We start from the raw sequence: 19,064 nt of genomic DNA on the forward strand, positions 1-19,064 counted from the left end.
AATATATTTATTAAACTTTTTAGCTTTTTAACTATCATGATAACAACCTTATCTGCCGAAGCGCTGGCACTTAACCCTATTCGTTTTGAAGTGTCTTTTAAAGAGCCTCAGGCCCATTACGCGGAAATTACCATGGAAATTGATCGCGTTAAAGAAGATTACGTGGACGTAAAAATGCCTGTTTGGGCACCGGGCTCTTATTTAGTGAGAGAATTTTCGAAGAATGTAGAAGGGTTCCATGCCAAAGATGCCAATGGGAGGCCGCTGACCAGTCGAAAAGTAAGCAAGAATACCTGGAGGGTTTCAAGCAAAGGCGCCGGAAAGATTATGGTGAGTTATCGTGTTTATGCGTTTGAAGTATCGGTGCGCACTAGTTTTATTGATGCTTCGCATGCTTTTTTATCGCCGACGGGTATCTTTATGTATGTAGATAATCAAATAAATCGGCCTGCAGAGGTGAAAATCATACCTCACAAATCGTGGAACAAGATTTCAACAGGATTGATGGAAAAAGAAGGCGAAGTCAATACATATTTCGCAGCTGATTTTGATATTTTATTTGATGCACCGATAGAAGTAGGAAACCAAGATGTGTTCGAGTTTACTGCGGCCGGAATTCCGCATGAGGTTGCAATGGTTAGCGGCGGTAATTACGACAAGGTGAGATTGGCTAAAGACATGGCTAGGATCGTGGAATCTGCTACCGCCATTTTTGGGGAGAACCCGAATAAAAAATATGTATTTATTGTTCATAACTACCATTCAGGAGGTGGTGGATTGGAGCACCTTAATTCTACTGTACTCGGTGCAAGTCGGTTTAACTATAACACTGAAAGCGGATATAAATCTTTTCTCAGTTTAGTTGCACACGAATATTTCCACTTATGGAACATTAAAAGATTACGCCCGGAAGCTTTGGGGCCGTTTAACTATGATCAGGAGAATTATACTACTAACCTTTGGATAGGAGAAGGTTTTACCGCTTATTATGATAATTTATTAGTGCGACGCGCTGGTTTTCATACAGAAGACAGTTATTTACAGATGTTGGCGACAGACGTAACAGCCGTCGAAAACCGACCAGGCAACCAGGTTCAACCGTTAAGTGAATCAAGCTTTGATGCTTGGATCAAATATTATCGCCAGGATGAGAATTCATTGAACAGTATCGTCTCCTACTATAATAAAGGAGCTTTGATTGCGATGATGATGGACCTGAAAATATTGCATTCTACCAAAGGGCAAAAAGGTCTGGATGACGTCATGCGAGAGGCTTATAACGAATTTTATAAAAAACAGGGCAAAGGCTATTCTGATGCAGCCTTCAAAGACTTAGCTGAAAAAGTAGCAGGAACTTCTTTGGATGATATTTATCATTTGGTTAATACCGCCGGTTCGCCTGACTATAATAAATATTTGCAGTTTGTCGGATTGGAGCTTGTCGACTTAAACGCCGGCTACGAAACGCCGGATCTAGGCATTAAGACTTCAACAACAGATAATAAATTGTTGGTTCAGAATGTAATACGTGGTGGAGGAGCATGGGACGGAGGCATTAACGTGAAGGATGAGCTAATTGCAATTAACGGCTATCGCATAGACGCAACCGGAAAAGAATTAGAACGAGTAGTTCAAGCCAGTAGAATCGGGGACGTTGTAAAAATGCTTGTTTCCCGTGATGGCATTATTCAAGAATTAGCTGTAAAAGTGCAGGCAAGTAAAACAGGAAAATATGCATTCATGCCAGCTGAAAATGTGACTGCTGAGCAACAGCAACTAAGAGAGAAGTGGTTGGCTGAGCAATAAATAGTTGTTTAAGAGAGGGAAGGACGATTGCTTCCCTCTTTTTCGATTGTTTAAAAAGCGAAGCGAATGGAAAGGCCGAAACCGGCAAAGTCTAAACCGGTATTGTCGGGAGCAAAACGCATTTCCGGTTTCCAATCCAAAGAAAGGTTAATCGGCGCGCCATCAATTTTATAATCTAAGCCTAGGACGCCGTCAATACTGAAAGCAGCGCCGCTATTATCTGTCTCTTTATTTTTATAAGTTCCGATACCTGCACCGGCACCATAATACCACCGTAGACCGGGAGCACCTTCAAAGTCATTATGGATTTCGTATAAACCTACCAGCTTGAAGGTGGATGATTTACTATTGGAGCGGAAGTTCAGAATCACATCCAATGCATTTTGGCCTTGTAGAAAAGTTTTAAAAGTCACTCCATTGGCGACACCAAAGCGACCTCCGATTGCACTTTTATATTCGTAACCGTCTGTGGCTTGCGCTTGTGATTTAACGGATATGAACAAAAGAGAAACCACACCCCATGCAATAAAAAGCAATTTTTTCATAGAATTAATCTTAAATAAATGTTAACAGTAAGTCGTCAGTTTTAAGCGCCAAAGTTACGCTAACTTGTTACAAAAACAATTTTTGATTGATTTTATTGTTCAAGAGACAAAATGTAAATGTCTTTTTATTATGTATACATAGCATATATTTGCCGTTTTACTTGTTCTGCTTCAATTTTTTCTTAGCTTAAAATGATACAGAGCCGATAAATTTTGCTATCTTTAATGGACGCTGAATAAACCGATTCATAAATTAATACATAAACTTATGGCACTTTCGCGCGTTTTTGATTTGTTATCTAATTATAAGTCTTCCTTTGGACAAAAAACGGTTGTGGCGGGGAAGGAGGGAGGAAAATGGATGCGTTATGAAACCGATCATTTTCTTCAGATTGTTGATAACCTTAGTAAAGGCTTGCTCAATTTAGGCATAAAAAAAGGAGATAAGCTTGCCATTATGTCAGCTAACCGACCGGAATGGAACTTTACCGACTTTGCGATCAACCAAATAGGTGCTGCGGTAGTTCCGTTGTACCCAACCTTATCGGATCACGACCTAAATTATATTACCGAAAACGCAGAAGTGAAAATGGCCTTTGTAGGCACCTCGGATTTAGCTAAAAAATTGAAGACTGCACTTACCTTACACAATCTGGATATTCCATTATATACTTTTGACAAAGTAGAGGGGGAGAAATATTGGAAGGAAATTGAAGAGATTGGGGCATCGCTCACCACCGTTGATCTCGACGTTTACCGAAATGATATTCATGAAGATGATTTATTGACGCTCATTTATACCTCGGGAACTACCGGTAGTCCTAAAGGCGTGTTTTTATCACACAAAAATTTGGTAAGTAATTTCACCGATTGTGCCCATTTGCTTCCAGAGAATTATAAGACAGCCATTAGCTTTTTGCCTCTATGCCATATCTTTGAGAGGATGGTCGTTTACCTATACTTTTATAAAGGGATAAGTGTTTATTATGCGGAAAATATGGATACCATTGTTGCCGACATCAATGACGTGAAGCCGAATGGCTTTACAACAGTGCCCCGGGTATTGGAAAAGGTTTACGACAAGATTGTGGATAAAGGAAAGGCACTTACCGGGATTAAACATGCGTTGTTCTTCTGGGCTTTAGATTTGGGCTTGAAATTTAAGGAACCCCGTAAGAATTCGCTTTTCTACAAGATTAAGTTGGCAATAGCTAGAAAGCTTATCTTCAAAAAGTGGCAGATGGCTCTTGGAGGTAATATTGTGGGCATTATCAGTGGAGGTGCTGCTTTACAAGAGCGTTTGGCACGAGTATTTTGGGCCGCAGGTATCCCAGTGTTGGAAGGTTACGGTTTAACGGAAACTTCACCGGTTATAGCAGTAAATAATTTTGAGAGAAATGGATTGGGGTTTGGAACTGTAGGTCCTTTGTTAAAATCAGTGAAGGTAAAAATAGCTAGTGATGGAGAGATTCTGTGTAAAGGGCCAAATGTGACGAAGGGCTATTATAAAAATGATGAGGCTACACGAGAGGCCTTCGATGAAGATGGGTACTTTAAAACCGGCGACATTGGTGAGTTGACAACAGAGGGCTTTTTGCGAATAACAGATCGTAAAAAGGAAATGTTTAAAACGGCAGGTGGTAAGTATGTCGCTCCTCAGATAATAGAGAATAAATTTATGGAATCGACATTGATTGCACAAATTATGGTGATTGGAGAAGGAAAACGTTTTCCTGCCGCGCTCATCGTTCCTGCGTTTGAGGAGTTAAAAAAGTGGGCAGGCAAAAATGGAATTTCCGGAAGTACGAAGGAAGATCTGATAAAAGATCCCAAGGTTATAGAAAAATATCAACATGTTCTTGATAAAACTAATGAAAGTTTTGGGCATTGGGAACAGGTTAAGAAATTTGTTCTGCTACCAAATGAATGGACGATTGATGGTGGTGAGCTGACACCGAAATTAAGCCTGAAACGAAAAGTGATATTAGAGCGAACCAAAGAACTGATTGATCATATTTATAGCGATGAACATGATCAGAAACCAAGGGAACAACATCCATAGCAGCGAAATAGAGGAAATTATAATCCTCTATTTAATCTTTTTAATCGCTCTGTTTGCCCGTGAAGTCGCTATAGCGATCTTGTACTGATACCACCTGTCCTTGAAGATTTTCCGCATCGTATTGTCGAAATGACGTGTGATCACCAGATTTCTGAAACCGCGCCACTTGTCCATTCTTTTTGAAGGCAACGCCCGAACACTGATGGAATAGCCTTCTGTCACATACTGTATGTAGTGCCAATAGCCGGAAGGCATCAACAAGGTTTCACCAGGATGGATTTCCGCTTCATAGCCGTTTAAGTATTTAAGCGCTGGGTATTTAGCGTAGTCGGGATTTTTTAAGTTGGCAATACTATGAAAATTATAAGGAAGTTTGTACATCAAATCCGACTGGTCCAAAGGAAAAAGCCAGATTCGCTTGATACCTTTGTATTGTGTAATGAACACATGTGACATATCGATATCAAAATGATTCCGTGTGCTCGAGCCTTCTCCGCCGAAAAATAAAAAGGGAAGCCATTTAAGAACCTTGCCACCCGTTAAATCATTGTATATTATATCATTATTTAGTTCAGGTTTTAGTTTTATCAAATTAAACAAAAATATACGCAGGTCCGTTGGTTCACGTTCGATCAAATCCAGATATTCGGAGAATTTCATCTTCGTCACCGGAGCACTTTTCGCCCGATCGTTTGAAGTGTCCTCTTTGCCATATAGTTCAATAACATGATCGCCTGCAATCTCCTTGAAGTAGTCGTAGTTCCATTTACTGAATGCAGGACTATCTTTACTGACGAAATCTTCCAAGATAACCGGAACCCCTTTGTTAAAATATTGGTCAAGGAACTCTTTTGAGCTCAACCCTGATCGCCTATCTGTCTTCTTTAGTTGCACTTTTTATAGGTTATGACACGTGTAACTGCAAACTTATAAATTCTTTTGCATATGTAGTATGCTTTTTATTTAGATAAATTATATACAAGAGAAATGCCAAAATCGCTCTTAAGAGACGATATGATCTTAGAATTGAATGATAAAGACAGTGTGAAGCCAAATTGCTTCGAAAATCCTCAATTAACTGAAAACTTTATAAAGTTCTTGTTTCTTATGGAATTATAGATTAGATTTGCTATGCAAGCATAATAAAAAATGAGCCAAGAGAATACCATTGATTATTACTTAAAGATTACCTGGCAGTCAATTGCTAGTAAATACAATCAATTAGCATCGAAACACGGCATTACACAGGCAACAGGATATGTTTTGATCAATATCAGAAAAGACGGGACACCCGTTACGCAAATAGCCGGATTATTAGGTGTTAAATCAACAAGTTTATCGCGTATGTTAAGCGGAATGGAACAACAAGGGCTAATTTATAGAAGAGCCGACGCACAGGATAAGCGTTCGGTACGTGTTTTTTTAACGGAGGAAGGACAGAAAAGGCGAGAGATTGCAAAAAATATTGTAAGGGAATTTAATAGTTACCTAGACAGCTTAATTAAAGATAGTGAGCGACAAAAACTTATAGATACATTGAAACGATTAAATGAATTGGCTGTTAAATATGTTCCGAAAGAAGAGTAAGCTGAATAAAAAGCTTGAAAAAAGCTATTGTCACTATGTTTTATCAAAAGCCTCTTAGTTATGATCAATAAAAGTATAAAGAAGGTAGCCGTATTGGGTTCAGGGGTAATGGGGTCTCGTATTGCCTGTCATTTCGCCAATATAGGTGTTTCTGTTTTATTATTGGATATCGCTCCGACGGAGCTTTCCCCTGACGAACAGGCCAAAGGTCTAACTTTGGAAAGCCGACAGGTTAGAAACCGTATCGTTAGTCAATCATTAGAAACCGCATTAAAGACAAACCCATCGCCTATATATAGCAAGCAATATGTTCAGCGTATCACAACAGGTAACTTTACAGATAATATGGCTGATATAGCGCATGTCGATTGGATTATAGAGGTGGTTGTAGAGCGTTTGGACATTAAGCGACAGATTTTCACGCAGATAGAACAATATCGAAAACCAGGGACGCTTGTTAGTAGTAATACCTCTGGTATTCCTATGCATCTAATGATTGAGGGACGAAGTGAAGATTTCAAAAAACACTTTTGTGGTACTCATTTTTTTAACCCACCTCGTTATCTGAGGTTGTTGGAAATCATCCCATCACGCGAAACGGACCCTGCGATTATCGAGTTTTTAATGCATTATGGAGATAAATTTCTAGGCAAAACAACTGTGTTGTGCAAAGACACTCCCGCATTTATTGGAAATAGGATTGGTGTATACTCAATGTTGGCCGTCACACATTTGGTTAAGAAGCTAGATCTCACCCTAGAAGAAGTAGATAAATATACAGGTCCTGCTATGGGACACCCCAAATCTGCCACTTTTAGGACCTCGGATGTTGTCGGGTTGGATACGATGGTGAATGTTGCAAAAGGCCTATACGACAATGTTCCTGAAGATGAAGCGCGGGATATTTTCGTTTTGCCAAGCTATATTGACAACATGGCTGAAAGAAAGTGGCTGGGTGAAAAAACTAAACAAGGCTTTTATAAGAAAGTAAAAGATGAGAAGGGAAATAGTGAAATCTTGGTGCTTGATTTGGGCACCATGTCTTATCGAAAGCAGGAAAAGATAAAATCGGTAACATTAGAGGAAACCAAAAAGATTGATGACCTGGCGAAACGAATGAAAGTTTATGAACAGGGAAATGATAAAGCAGCGGAATTATTTCGCGCCATGCATTATCCACTGTTTGAATATGTATCTAAACGTATTCCGGAGATAAGTGATGAGCTTTATCGAATTGACGATGCGATGCGCGCGGGCTTTGGTTGGGAATTAGGACCCTTTCAAGTATGGGATGCGCTAGGTGTTGAGGAAACATTAGAAAAAATAAAGCAAGAAGAAAAGCGGATTCCAGGGCAAACGGGCGAAGTCGCATCGTGGGTATTGGAAATGTTGCAATCCGAGCATAAAAGCTTTTATAAGGTCGAAAACGGGAAAAGATTATTTTATGATATTCAGAGCAAAGACTATAAAGAAATCCCTGGTATAGCTGATTTTATCAACTTAGACGATCTCCGAAAAACGAAGACCTTATGGAAAAATAGTGGCGTATCAATCATCGACCTAGGTGACGGGATACTTAATGCAGAGATCCATACGAAGATGAATACGATCGGTGGAGATGTGATTCAAGGCATTAACAAAGCAATTGATATGGCCGAAAAAGAATATAAGGGCTTGGTTATCGGGAACGACGGAGCCAACTTCTCTGCCGGAGCCAATATCGGGATGATTTTTATGATGGCCGTAGAGCAGGATTACGATGAGTTAAATATGGCCGTTAAGTTATTTCAGAATACGGCCATGCGCTTGCGTTACTCGAATATACCCGTCGTAGTTGCTCCATTTAATCTGACCTTGGGAGGAGGGTGTGAATTTGCTATGCATGCTGATTTCGTGCAGCTCCATGCGGAAACTTATATGGGACTCGTTGAATTTGGGGTTGGGGTGATACCGGGTGGTGGTGGCTCGAAAGAATTTGCCTTAAGGGCTTCAGATGAGTATAAAGCAGATCAAATTAGTCAAAATGTGCTAAAGGAACGTTTTTTAACCATCGGCCAAGCAAAAGTAAGTACTTCCGGAATAGAGGCATACGAACTAGGTTATCTCCAACAAGGTAAATTTGCCATTACGATGAATCGTAGCCGATTGCTTGCGGATGCAAAGGCAAAGGCTTTAGGTCTGGCTGAAGCCGGCTATACTGCGCCTATTCCGAGAAACAATATTAAAGTATTGGGAAAGCAGGGATTAGGCATCGTGTACGTTGGAGCAAACTCAATGAAATCAGGAAATTATATTAGCGAACATGATCAGAAAATATCAGAGAAGCTTGGCTGGGTATTGTGTGGGGGAGACCTCTCGGCACCTACGGAAGTTTCCGAGCAATACTTGTTGGATCTTGAAAGAAAGGCCTTTTTGGAGCTGACAGCGGAAAGGAAAACACTGGAACGAATACAGCACATGTTAACGAAAGGTAAAGCACTCAGAAACTAAGTTATCTTAAAATAGTGAAGATATGGAAGCATATATAATAGCGGGTTACAGAACGGCTGTAGGAAAGGCTCCAAAAGGCGCTTTCCGATTTACACGTGCTGATGATATGGCTGCGGCGGTCATAAGACACCTGGTCAATTCTGTTCCTAACCTTAATAAAGAAGAAATAGATGATGTCATTGTTGGAAACGCTACGCCTGAAGCAGAGCAAGGGTTAAATATGGCAAGGCTCATTTCTTTGATGGCACTCGATACTGATAAGGTTCCCGGCGTTACGGTCAATAGATATTGTGCATCAGGTTTGGAGACAATAGCAACTGCTGTGGCTAAAATAAAAGCAGGAATGGCAGATGTAATTGTTGCCGGCGGTGTTGAAGTGATGTCGGGTATGCCTATGGGGGGGTGGAAAGTGGTTCCAAATGCAGATGTAGCAAAGACACACCCCGACTGGTATTGGAATATGGGCTTGACGGCCGAAGCGGTCGCTAAAGAATATAAGGTGAACAGGGAAGATATGGATTCGTTTTCTTATCATTCGCATCAAAAGGCAATTTCAGCGATTACAAAGGGTTTGTTTAAAGAGGAAATTATGCCTTTTACGGTAATGGAAAACTTTGTTCGCGATAATAAGATCGGTACGAGAGAATATATAGTGGATACAGATGAAGGACCCCGGGCTGATACAAGCCTTGAAGCGCTGGCTAAACTGAAGCCTGTTTTTGCGGCGGACGGACTTGTAACAGCTGGTAACTCGAGCCAGACGTCAGATGGTGCAGCGTTTGTATTGGTTGTATCAGAGAGAAAGCTAAAGCAATTAAATTGTCAACCGATTGCCAGATTAGTTAGTTATGCCGTAGCCGGTGTTCCACCACGTATTATGGGAATAGGTCCCATATTTGCTATACCAAAAGCGCTGAAACAAGCGGGACTAAATTTGGATGATCTTAGTCTTATTGAATTAAATGAGGCCTTTGCTTCCCAATCGCTGGCCGTTATTCGCGAGTTAAATTTAAATCCTGATTTAGTTAATGTAAATGGCGGAGCTGTTGCTTTGGGACACCCATTAGGTTGTACAGGAGCTAAATTAAGCGTACAAATTTTTAACGAACTAAAAAGAAGGAGGCAAAAATACGGAATGGTGACGATGTGTGTCGGAACAGGGCAAGGGGCTGCAGGAATCTTCGAAATGCTTTAGTGTTTATGCTTTATGTTGTGGAACTTAAGACCATTGCCTAACAATTACTAAAAATACAGATTATGGAAACCGTGGATAAAAAGAGAGCAATAAAAGGTGGCGAATTCGTTATTAAAGAGACCCGTTACGAAGACGTTTTTATTCCTGAGGAGTTTGATGAGGAACAGCTGATGATCAAGAAAACCTGCCAAGATTTTCTTCAGACGGAGGTTACTCCAAATTTAGAAAGAATCGATAATCAAGAAGAAGGCCTAATGCAAACCTTGCTTGATAAGGCAGGAGAACTTGGTTTGTTAGGTGTTTCTATACCGGAAGAATATGGGGGCTTTGGAAAGAACTTCAACACGTCTATGCTTGTTACAGATGCAGTGGGTGCCGGACATAGTTTTGCAGTAGCACTTTCTGCTCATACCGGTATAGGAACTTTACCTATCCTTTATTACGGGAATACCGAGCAAAAGCAAAAGTACATTCCAAAACTAGCCACAGGAGCGTATAAAGCAGCTTATTGCTTAACGGAGCCTAATGCAGGGTCGGATGCTAATAGCGGTCGCACGACCGCTAAATTAAATGATGAGGGAACGCACTACCTAATCAACGGTCAAAAGATGTGGATTACAAACGGTGGTTTTGCCGATATATTTATCGTATTTGCTAAGATTGATGATGATAAGAATCTTTCGGCGTTTATTGTAGAGCGGGCCTTTGGGGGTATTACGATGAATCCCGAAGAACATAAACTGGGAATTAAAGGTTCTTCAACAAGACAGGTGTTTTTTAATGATTGCCCTGTCCCAAAAGAAAATCTGCTATCAGAACGCGAAAACGGATTTAAAATAGCGGTCAATATTCTAAATATTGGGCGAATTAAACTTGGTGCAGCAGCTATCGGCTCTTCACGTAAGGTTATCTCCCAAGCAATTAACTATGCAAATGAACGGGTGCAGTTTAAATTGCCAATTGCGAAATTCGGTGCAATTCGGTATAAACTTGCGGAGATGGCAACTCGAAATTTCGCAGTGGAAAGTGCCGCTTACCGTGCCGGGCAGAATATTGATGATGCCTATGAAGCGCTTGTTTCCGACGGTATGGAACCCGCCAAAGCCAAACTAAAGTCGACCGAACAATTTGCTATCGAATGCGCAATCCTTAAGGTTTGGGGTTCAGAAATGCTCGACTATATCGTTGATGAAGGCGTGCAAATTTATGGTGGAATGGGTTATTCAGCTGACGCTCCAATGGAGAGATCTTATCGCGATTCGAGAATTAATAGAATATTCGAAGGAACTAACGAAGTAAACCGTTTACTCATTGTTGATATGTTACTAAAGCGAGCGCTCAAAGGTGAACTTGATCTCATGGGGCCGGCACAAGAGGTGGTAGGAGAATTAATGGCTATACCTGACTTTTCAGAACCTGAGGATGTTTTGCTTGCTTACGAAAAAAGAGTTATTGCGAATCTGAAGAAAGCGGGCCTATTAGTTGCCGGTGCTGCCGTTCAGAAGTTAATGATGACGCTACAAAAGGAACAGGAGATCTTAATGAATATCGCCGATATTATCGGCACCGTTTATCTTGCTGAATCTACTTTATTAAGGGCAGAAAAATTAGTACACTTCAAAAATGAGCAAGAAGTGACGGGACAGATAGACATGGCACGGATCTTTTTATACAATGCAGTTGACAAAGTGTACTTGGCTGGTAAAGAAGCACTGAATTCTTTTGCAGAAGGCGATGAGTTAAAAATGATGTTGGCAGGCTTACGAAGATTTACAAAGCTAGAGCCATTTAATGTTAAAGAGGCGAGGCAACGAGTGGCCAAGCTGCTTATTGATGCCAACGGATATTGTTTTTAGATAAATTATTAGCGAAGTCAAACCTCATGGCAAAATCGAAGTTTTGCCATGAGGTATTGATCAAGGTCATTAATGTTGGAAAAGTGTTAAAATTAGTTCTAAGGCTTTTTGAAGTAAAAATTTTATGTTAGGTTTGGACTTACTTAACGTTGAGGATAGTCCAATGTATAATATGATCAAAAGTTTCCTAGTCATCTCTTCTTTTCTTGTTTTATCGATTTTTCAAGCCAACGCGCAAGATTATTCCCTGATTGCCGATAAGTATGTCGCTTCATCAGGAGATAGTGTAACTTATACCATATATCAAGGACGAGGCTTAGAATCTTCAGAAATAGCGCCGGAAGCGGTTAAAAATCTAATTTATGCAAATTATACCCAAGGAGGAAAGAAGGTGGCCGACACTATTCCATTGAATAAAGACTTTCTAAAATATGCGGCTGTTCAACAAAATGGGGGACAAAGTCTATTGACAATTGAGTTTAAAGGCGGAGCAGTTACTTATGACCAACTAGTAGTAGAAGATTTCGCAAAAACTGAAAATTTGACTGATTTGGCTTCGGTTATTGACTCATCGGGGTTTACCACTGAATATACTGCAAATACTTTTTTTACTGCGAAGGCTCTTACAATCACTGACAAGTCAAATGGAAATCTTTATAAAGCAAAGGAATGCAAACAGCTGGAAATTATACTTGAACAAAATCCCTATAAATTACAATATGGAGATGATATAACTGCCGTAATCTTATTGGATGGCAAACCATTGGAAGGAACGAGTACCACTATTTACACGAAATCAGGCAATGGGCAAGTGCATGCGGCAAAATATCGTTCCAATGCAGAGGGTAAAATATACTTCAAACTTAATCGATCCGGGTTGTGGCTTCTACAAACAGTGTACGCTAATCCAAGTCAGGAAAAGGACATTAATTACAACTATTATCAAAGCTCCTTTTCCTTTCGGTTTCAATGATAATCGGTGTATCCGTATCAGATCTTGTCCTTTTGCTGTTCTTTCCATTGCTTGCTAAAGGATTCAGGGGCAATAGAGGGTAATGTTCTTTTGGTTCCCCAAGCTTTTGCAAAAAACCTGCTTAGAAAGAAATTTTTCCATTTGCCACCCCAAAAGTCTAGCCATTTCCTTTTGGTTGCAATCTTCACGAAAGCCTTCCATCCCCAGTTTTCAACTTGAGGGTTTAGTCCTTCCTTAACGGAGTCCCGCCGATTTAGTAAAAGCATTTTATGAATATCAATTTTAACGGGACATACTTCTGAACACTTGCCGCACAAGCTACTGGCATAACTTAAATGCTTGAACTCTTGCATCCCCTTCATATGGGGCGTAATAATTGATCCTATAGGGCCGCTGTAGGTTGTGCCGTAAGTATGGCCCCCAACATTTTTATAAATTGGGCATGCATTCAGACAGGCTCCACAGCGGATACAATAAAGTCCCTGTCTTTGATCTTTCTGTGCTAATAAATCTGTCCGACCATTATCGAGTAAAATAACATACATCTCATCAGGCCCGTCAGACTCGTTTTCTCGCTTCGGGCCACTTAAAATGGTGTTATAAACGGTGAGGTTTTGGCCAGTACCGTGATTCCCCAAAAGAGGCCAGTATAAATCCAAATCGCTGATAGACGGAATCAGTTTTTCTATACCAACAACGGCTATGTGTATTTTTGGAAAGCTCGTGCTTAATCGTGCATTCCCTTCATTCTCGGTAATGGCGATGCTACCTGTATCTACAAGGAGAAAATTTGCGCCTGTAATTCCAACATCGGCAGACAGATATTCATCTCTTAATAACTCCCGTGCTTTCAAGGTAAGTTGTTCTGCACTTGCATTTTCGGGTGTGCCGAATTTTTCGTGGAATAGCTTCGCTATATCGGGCAAGCTGAGATGCATAGCTGGAGTGACAATATGATAGGGCTTTTGACCAAGTAGCTGAACAATATACTCTCCTAAATCAGTTTCAACTGATTCGATTTGATTGCTTTCCAAGAAGGCATTCAGTTCAATCTCCTCGGTTACCATTGATTTTGACTTCACTACCTTCTTTGCCTGTATTCTTTTCAGTATCGTTAGTATTTCCTGCTGCGCTTCTTGTATATCATTGGCCCAAATGACTTTTCCGCCATTTTTTTGGAAATTCGCTTCAAACTCAGGTAAAAGCTTATCCAAATTTTCCATTACCCGCCACTTCAGGCTGTGCGCTTTGCGTTTTGCATTTTCTAGATTATTCCATCGCTTAAGCCCATTACTGACTGCCGTATCATATCGGTCAATATTAAAGCTGATAACCCTTCGATGTTGTAGATCAAAGGCTTTGCTCTCGCTCGCTAATATGAAATTTGATGCAGTTTTTGTAGACATAGGGCCGCGTGTTTTTACTTTAATAACGTAAATACCCGATTGTTATTTTTTATGTGAATCGACAATGGGTTTTGTATCTCTCGTGACTAAATCCCATGCTGTATAAAAGACAAGCTTTGCTCGTTTGCAGAGCAGTGGGAAATCAATTTTATCCACTGTATCTCCAATATCATGATAATCCTCATGGACGCCATTAAAGTAAAAAATAACAGGGATGTCGTTTTTTGCAAAATTGTAATGATCCGAACGATAATATATCTTTTCGGGATCGTTAGGATCGTTATATCGATAATCTAAATCCAATTTGGTATATGTTTTATTCGCCGCTTCACTAATGTGATGAAGTTCTGAACTCAATTTATCCGAACCTACCAAATAAACGTAATCCGCTTTAGCGAAATGCGACGGATCAATTCTACCAATCATATCTATATTAAGATTGGCGATGGTTTTATTTAATGGAAATACCGGGTGCCTCGTATAATAGTCGGATCCTAATAGACCTTTTTCCTCGCCTGTAACCATCATAAATAAGATACTTCTTCTTGGTGAATGACCATTCTCCTTCGCTCGTGCGAATGCCTTTGCAATCTCAAGTACAGCCGTAACCCCCGAGCCATCATCGTCCGCTCCATTGTTTATTTCACCATTTGGGTTAACCCCAATGTGATCATAGTGAGCTGTTATCACTAAAAGTTCGTCCTTTAAGTCGGTGCCCTCCAAATAGCCCAAAACGTTTTGCGCTTTGACATCAATGATTTTTTGCCCGAAGGATAATTTTAAGGTACTTTTAAGCACCCGACTTCTTGGTTTTCCACTTTCGGTAATCTCCTGCTTCAATTTTTCAAGATTGTATCCATGGGATGATAATATTAAATTAGCCGTTTGTGGAGAAATATAAACGACTGTGGGGGAATGATCCGTGCTTAGATTTTCCTGTGTCAAATCTTCTTTTAATTGAATCTTTTCTGCATATTTTTTCTTACTGATTTGCTGTATTAAGGTGTCTGCATTTTTTGATATAGCTAAAATCAATTTTGGCTTCTTACTGATTATATGCTGCATTCGCTTGCTATTACTGGTCGACCAAATAGAGCCTTTCGTTTGCCCCGTTATAAGTGATTTCCCCATCTTATCCCTCGGTTCATCCTCATTAAGTAACAGAACTACCTTATCAGTAATATCGATTTTAGCTAAATCGTCGTAATGCTTGTCGCTAATACCATAACCAATAAAAATCAGCCGGTCAGTTTTTATTTCCTGTTTCGATCTTTTGCCAATAATCAGAAAATCCTTCTCATGCCGAAAGGTATGTTCACCTACTTCAAAGGTATCAACCGAAAAAGCTTTCGTAGCTAGTTCCACGGGTTGGTAATAGCTACTGTTAACGGGTGCCGTTAAACCTAATAGTTCAAATTGCTGCGCAATGTAATTCGCAGCTTTGTCTGCTCCTACTTTTCCCGTTTCCCTTCCCTCAAACTCATCTGATGCGATAATTGTTAAGTGTTTTCTCGCAGATGTAGGGTCGATGAGCTCGGCATAGGTGGAAGGTACGCTGCGTTGTGCGTAACATCCGGTAAGAACGAAAAAAAGTATTGTAGTGACTATCCCTTTAATCGACATAGGCGAAAAACTATAAACAGGCTATCTTATTAACACGAGTACCGTGTCTTCCCCCTTCAAATTCGGTAGCGAGAAAGATCTGTACCATTTCTTTACATTCTTCTATGGATGTGAAACGTGCCGGCAAACAGATAATATTTGCATTGTTGTGTTGGCGAGCAAGCGCTGCTATCTCTGGCTTCCAACAAATGGCAGCCCGTATTCCTTGGTGTTTATTAGCTGTAATGGCGACACCGTTAGCACTGCCGCAAACCAATATGCCTATATCGCAAGAACCACTTTCTACTGCGCTGGCAGTAGGATGGGCGAAATCAGGATAATCTACGGATTCAACACTATCCGTTCCAAAGTTGCGCACGGTATATCCTAATTCTTCTAAATATTGAATAATGGCTGCTTTATATTCGAAGCCTGCATGATCGCCGCCGATAGCTACTGTTTTGATTTGCATCTTTATACTGATTTATTGTTCGTTATTGTAAAATGCTTTTTCTGCTTTTAATTTAGCTCTTTCAACCCGTCCCGCAATTACTATACTAAGCTCATATAGCAAAAACAGAGGGAAGCTTACCGTTAACATGGTCAGTATGTCTGGCGTAGGTGTCACAATAGCGGCTATCACTAAAATGACGACGATAGCATAGCGTCTAGTTGCTCTCATAAATTGGGGTGTCATAATGCCGATTTTCGACAGAATGTATATAATGATCGGTAGCTCAAAAACGATACCTGTACCCAGGGTCAATGTGGCAACCGAAGATAAGTATGAGTCGACCGTTATTTGGTTATCAATCTCCGGACTTACCGAATAATGCGCCAGAAAATTGACAGACAAAGGAGCAATCATGAAATAGCCAAAAAGGATTCCTAAAATGAATAAAAGTGTCGCGTAAAATACAAAACCATTGGCCGACTTTCTTTCAATATCGGTTAAGGCCGGTTTTACAAAGAGCCATATTTCGTAGAGAAGATAAGGAAAGCCCAAAACCAAGCCAATTAAAAGCGAAGAGTTCAATTGCAAGGTGAATTGTCCCGCCATATCAGTGTTTATAATATTGATCGGGATTTCGGTTACACAGAAATCAGGGCCTAAATTAAATTTTTCTCCAATGATACACATCATTCTATATGTCCAAAAATCAGGTTTTTTCGGACCCATAATAACGGTATCGAAAATGAAATCATAGAAGGCGAAAGCCAATCCCATAAATATCGCTATTGCTATGGCTGAACGAATCAGATGCCATCTTAGAACCTCCAAATGGTCAAAGAATGACATTTCGGCTTCGATGGTTTTGCCTTTTTGTTTAATGGTTTCAATAATTTTTTTTCCGGAGATTTCACTCATAATATTTAGTAGTAAATAAAAACCAATCAAAGTGTTAATGAAATAGGTTGATCCAACTCACCAATCGTATTTCATAAGAAAACAAAAATACCATTCTTAATATAAGAATGGTATTTAAATTAAAGATTATCGCATGAAAAGCTCATATCTTAAAAGACTTTCGCTTATAAAAGCGTATTTTATTTTGAAAGCTAGCGACAAGAGTAGCGTTGCCGGGGCTATAACTATTACTCTGAAAGGTCGAAGTTTTCCATAAACTTTGTTGTGAAATTTCCCGCTCTAAAGTTAGGATCTCTCATTAATCGTAAATGCAAAGGAATGGTAGTTTTAATACCTTCAATAACAAATTCGCTAAGAGCTCTTTCCATTGTCGAAATAGCTTCTTCTCTAGTTTGTGCAACACAAATAAGCTTAGCGATCATAGAGTCATAATTAGGCGGGATCTGGTAACCTGCATAAACATGTGTGTCAACTCTAACTCCGTGACCGCCAGGCGAATGAAATGTTGTGATTTTTCCAGGGGATGGACGGAATCCGTTGAAGGGGTCCTCTGCGTTTATTCTACATTCTATTGCATGCATATTCGGCTCATAATTCCTGCCAGATAACGGAACACCTGCTGCAACTTTTATTTGCTCTTTTATTAAATCGAAATTAATGACTTCTTCCGTTACGGGATGTTCCACTTGAATGCGTGTATTCATCTCCATAAAGTAGAAATTTCGGTGTTTATCTACAAGAAATTCGATGGTACCGGCTCCTTCATACTTCACTGCCTTTGCACCTGCAATTGCTGCATCACCCATTTTTTGTCTGAGCTCAGGTGTAATAAAGGGAGATGGCGCTTCCTCTACCAGTTTCTGATGGCGTCTTTGTATAGAGCAATCTCTTTCGGACAGATGACAAACGGTTCCATACTGATCGCCAATGACCTGGATTTCGATATGACGTGGATCTTCCACAAACTTTTCTAGGTAGATACCATCATTTCCAAATGCTGCACCTGCTTCTTGACGTGCCGAGTCCCATGCCGGTTCAAATTCACTATCTTTCCAAACAACACGCATACCTCGTCCACCACCTCCAGCGGTAGCTTTTAGAATGACAGGATAACCTATTTCGTTCGCTATTTTTAACCCTTCCGAAACATTGGGAACCAAACCATCAGATCCAGGTATTGTGGGTACGCCAGCATTTTTCATGGTCTCTTTGGCTGAGGCCTTATCTCCCATACTGCGAATCTGCTCAGGCGTTGCACCGATAAATTTAATGCCATAGTCTCGACATATAGCAGAAAATTTCTCATTTTCCGATAAGAAACCATATCCGGGATGGATCGCGTCCGCATTAGTGAGCTCAGCAGCGGCAATAATGTTAGGAATGTTAAGATAAGAATCTTTACTGGCTGGAGGGCCGATACAGACAGCCTCATCGGCAAAACGCACATGTAAGCTCTCACGGTCGGCAGTTGAGTATACAGCAACACTCTTAATCCCCATTTCCTTACATGTCCTTATAATTCGTAGAGCAATTTCTCCTCTATTTGCTATTAAAATTTTTTTAAACATGAATTTTTTTCAATAAACCAGTGTACTAAATTCGGTCCAAAAGTTACTATTATGAAGGATCAACTAAAAACAAAGGCTGATCGTATTCCACTGGTTGTGCATTGTCTACCAGTATTTTAACAATTTTTCCTGAAATATCTGATTCAATTTCATTGAATAGTTTCATTGCTTCTACAATACAAACGACTTGCCCTGTTTTCACTTCGTCTCCTACATTCACGAAGGCTGGTTTATCTGGGCTTGAAGAACGATAAAATGTACCGATCATTGGTGATTTGATCGTTAAATATTTTGAAGAGTCTTCTGCAGGCTTTGGCGTATCTGTGTTTAATGCCGGCACTGCTGCAACAGGAGAACTTACAGGAGTTTGTGGCACCACGGGAGTAGCAGTGGGCAGGGTTGCAGTGACATAAGTTGGCTCTTGATTTGTTTTTATGGTTATTTTAAAGTCTTTTTCCTCAATAGCAACTTCATTGACTCCTGATTTTGCGACAAACTTTATCAGGTCCTGAATTTGTTTAATATCCATGCTCATATTCGTTGGTTCTATGTTTAATATCTAACAATTGTATATTTTACGAAATCGATAAAGAGATTGCAAAGTT

General features: G+C 40.1%; 15 protein-coding genes. 7 read left to right on the forward strand and 8 right to left on the reverse strand.

Annotated features, from left to right (window positions below; translation table 11 throughout):
- The first annotated feature begins 36 nt into the window (after nucleotides 1-36).
- Complete coding sequence (locus M1D52_RS05620) at nucleotides 37-1,806, forward strand: M61 family metallopeptidase (protein ID WP_437394390.1); 1,770 nt, start codon at nucleotides 37-39, stop codon at nucleotides 1,804-1,806.
- A gap of 50 nt (nucleotides 1,807-1,856) precedes the next feature.
- Here M1D52_RS05620 and M1D52_RS05625 read toward each other — a convergent pair whose 3' ends face one another.
- Nucleotides 1,857-2,351 carry a hypothetical protein gene (locus M1D52_RS05625; protein WP_013663354.1) on the reverse strand — a complete coding sequence of 165 codons (495 nt, stop codon included), beginning with the start codon at nucleotides 2,349-2,351 and terminating at the stop codon, nucleotides 1,857-1,859.
- 268 nt (nucleotides 2,352-2,619) lie between these two features.
- Here M1D52_RS05625 and M1D52_RS05630 point away from each other — a divergent pair, with 268 nt between their 5' ends.
- Entirely contained in the window at nucleotides 2,620-4,413 is a 1,794-nt protein-coding gene (locus M1D52_RS05630) for an AMP-dependent synthetase/ligase (RefSeq protein ID WP_437394389.1), read from the forward strand.
- A gap of 27 nt (nucleotides 4,414-4,440) precedes the next feature.
- On the opposite strand, the gene M1D52_RS05635 is transcribed toward M1D52_RS05630, so the two are convergent.
- Nucleotides 4,441-5,307, reverse strand: a complete 867-nt coding sequence (locus M1D52_RS05635; RefSeq protein ID WP_013663352.1) for a cupin-like domain-containing protein — start codon at nucleotides 5,305-5,307, stop codon at nucleotides 4,441-4,443.
- Nucleotides 5,308-5,562: 255 nt separating this feature from the next.
- On the opposite strand from M1D52_RS05635, the gene M1D52_RS05640 reads away from it, so the two are divergent.
- From M1D52_RS05640 to M1D52_RS05660, 5 genes are all read left to right on the forward strand, one after another.
- Nucleotides 5,563-6,000, forward strand: a complete 438-nt coding sequence (locus M1D52_RS05640) for a MarR family winged helix-turn-helix transcriptional regulator (protein ID WP_437394388.1) — start codon at nucleotides 5,563-5,565, stop codon at nucleotides 5,998-6,000.
- A gap of 60 nt (nucleotides 6,001-6,060) precedes the next feature.
- Nucleotides 6,061-8,490 carry a 3-hydroxyacyl-CoA dehydrogenase/enoyl-CoA hydratase family protein gene (locus M1D52_RS05645; protein WP_013663349.1) on the forward strand — a complete coding sequence of 810 codons (2,430 nt, stop codon included), beginning with the start codon at nucleotides 6,061-6,063 and terminating at the stop codon, nucleotides 8,488-8,490.
- Between the two features lie 22 nt (nucleotides 8,491-8,512).
- Entirely contained in the window at nucleotides 8,513-9,685 is a 1,173-nt protein-coding gene (locus tag M1D52_RS05650) for an acetyl-CoA C-acyltransferase (RefSeq protein WP_013663348.1), read from the forward strand.
- A gap of 62 nt (nucleotides 9,686-9,747) precedes the next feature.
- Nucleotides 9,748-11,541 (forward strand): acyl-CoA dehydrogenase family protein, encoded by a 1,794-nt coding sequence (locus M1D52_RS05655; protein WP_437394386.1) that lies wholly within the window; start codon nucleotides 9,748-9,750, stop codon nucleotides 11,539-11,541.
- 172 nt (nucleotides 11,542-11,713) lie between these two features.
- Nucleotides 11,714-12,514 carry a DUF4198 domain-containing protein gene (locus tag M1D52_RS05660; protein ID WP_437394385.1) on the forward strand — a complete coding sequence of 267 codons (801 nt, stop codon included), beginning with the start codon at nucleotides 11,714-11,716 and terminating at the stop codon, nucleotides 12,512-12,514.
- A 17-nt stretch (nucleotides 12,515-12,531) separates the two neighbouring features.
- Here the strand turns inward: M1D52_RS05660 and M1D52_RS05665 are convergent, their stop codons facing one another.
- From M1D52_RS05665 to accB, 6 genes are all read right to left on the reverse strand, one after another.
- Nucleotides 12,532-13,920 carry a LutB/LldF family L-lactate oxidation iron-sulfur protein gene (locus tag M1D52_RS05665; RefSeq protein ID WP_013663345.1) on the reverse strand — a complete coding sequence of 463 codons (1,389 nt, stop codon included), beginning with the start codon at nucleotides 13,918-13,920 and terminating at the stop codon, nucleotides 12,532-12,534.
- 42 nt (nucleotides 13,921-13,962) lie between these two features.
- On the reverse strand, nucleotides 13,963-15,543 hold the full coding sequence (locus tag M1D52_RS05670) for a M28 family peptidase (RefSeq protein ID WP_437394384.1): 1,581 nt from the start codon (nucleotides 15,541-15,543) through the stop codon (nucleotides 13,963-13,965).
- Between the two features lie 10 nt (nucleotides 15,544-15,553).
- Nucleotides 15,554-15,994: a ribose 5-phosphate isomerase B gene (gene rpiB / locus M1D52_RS05675; RefSeq protein WP_013663343.1), complete on the reverse strand. Its 441-nt coding sequence runs from the start codon at nucleotides 15,992-15,994 to the stop codon at nucleotides 15,554-15,556.
- A gap of 12 nt (nucleotides 15,995-16,006) precedes the next feature.
- A complete protein-coding gene (tatC, locus tag M1D52_RS05680; protein WP_013663342.1) occupies nucleotides 16,007-16,891 on the reverse strand; it encodes a twin-arginine translocase subunit TatC in 885 nt (294 codons plus the stop codon).
- A 227-nt stretch (nucleotides 16,892-17,118) separates the two neighbouring features.
- Entirely contained in the window at nucleotides 17,119-18,459 is a 1,341-nt protein-coding gene (gene accC, locus M1D52_RS05685) for an acetyl-CoA carboxylase biotin carboxylase subunit (protein ID WP_013663341.1), read from the reverse strand.
- 49 nt (nucleotides 18,460-18,508) lie between these two features.
- On the reverse strand, nucleotides 18,509-18,994 hold the full coding sequence (accB, locus tag M1D52_RS05690) for an acetyl-CoA carboxylase biotin carboxyl carrier protein (protein ID WP_013663340.1): 486 nt from the start codon (nucleotides 18,992-18,994) through the stop codon (nucleotides 18,509-18,511).
- Between the last annotated feature and the right edge of the window lie 70 nt (nucleotides 18,995-19,064).

The sequence above is a fragment of the Olivibacter sp. SA151 genome (assembly GCF_054130995.1).

What these genes read in the sequence shown, in the direction of transcription:
- M1D52_RS05630 (WP_437394389.1), top strand. Translation starts at nt 2,620, where the DNA reads ATGGCACTTTCGCGCGTTTTTGATTTGTTATCTAATTATAAGTCTTCC.
- M1D52_RS05645 (WP_013663349.1), top strand. Translation starts at nt 6,061, where the DNA reads ATGATCAATAAAAGTATAAAGAAGGTAGCCGTATTGGGTTCAGGGGTA.
- M1D52_RS05650 (WP_013663348.1), top strand. Translation starts at nt 8,513, where the DNA reads ATGGAAGCATATATAATAGCGGGTTACAGAACGGCTGTAGGAAAGGCT.
- M1D52_RS05670 (WP_437394384.1), bottom strand. Translation starts at nt 15,543, where the DNA reads ATGTCGATTAAAGGGATAGTCACTACAATACTTTTTTTCGTTCTTACC.
- M1D52_RS05660 (WP_437394385.1), top strand. Translation starts at nt 11,714, where the DNA reads ATGATCAAAAGTTTCCTAGTCATCTCTTCTTTTCTTGTTTTATCGATT.
- M1D52_RS05640 (WP_437394388.1), top strand. Translation starts at nt 5,563, where the DNA reads ATGAGCCAAGAGAATACCATTGATTATTACTTAAAGATTACCTGGCAG.
- accC (WP_013663341.1), bottom strand. Translation starts at nt 18,459, where the DNA reads ATGTTTAAAAAAATTTTAATAGCAAATAGAGGAGAAATTGCTCTACGA.
- M1D52_RS05625 (WP_013663354.1), bottom strand. Translation starts at nt 2,351, where the DNA reads ATGAAAAAATTGCTTTTTATTGCATGGGGTGTGGTTTCTCTTTTGTTC.
- accB (WP_013663340.1), bottom strand. Translation starts at nt 18,994, where the DNA reads ATGAGCATGGATATTAAACAAATTCAGGACCTGATAAAGTTTGTCGCA.
- M1D52_RS05655 (WP_437394386.1), top strand. Translation starts at nt 9,748, where the DNA reads ATGGAAACCGTGGATAAAAAGAGAGCAATAAAAGGTGGCGAATTCGTT.
- M1D52_RS05620 (WP_437394390.1), top strand. Translation starts at nt 37, where the DNA reads ATGATAACAACCTTATCTGCCGAAGCGCTGGCACTTAACCCTATTCGT.
- rpiB (WP_013663343.1), bottom strand. Translation starts at nt 15,994, where the DNA reads ATGCAAATCAAAACAGTAGCTATCGGCGGCGATCATGCAGGCTTCGAA.
- M1D52_RS05665 (WP_013663345.1), bottom strand. Translation starts at nt 13,920, where the DNA reads ATGTCTACAAAAACTGCATCAAATTTCATATTAGCGAGCGAGAGCAAA.
- tatC (WP_013663342.1), bottom strand. Translation starts at nt 16,891, where the DNA reads ATGAGTGAAATCTCCGGAAAAAAAATTATTGAAACCATTAAACAAAAA.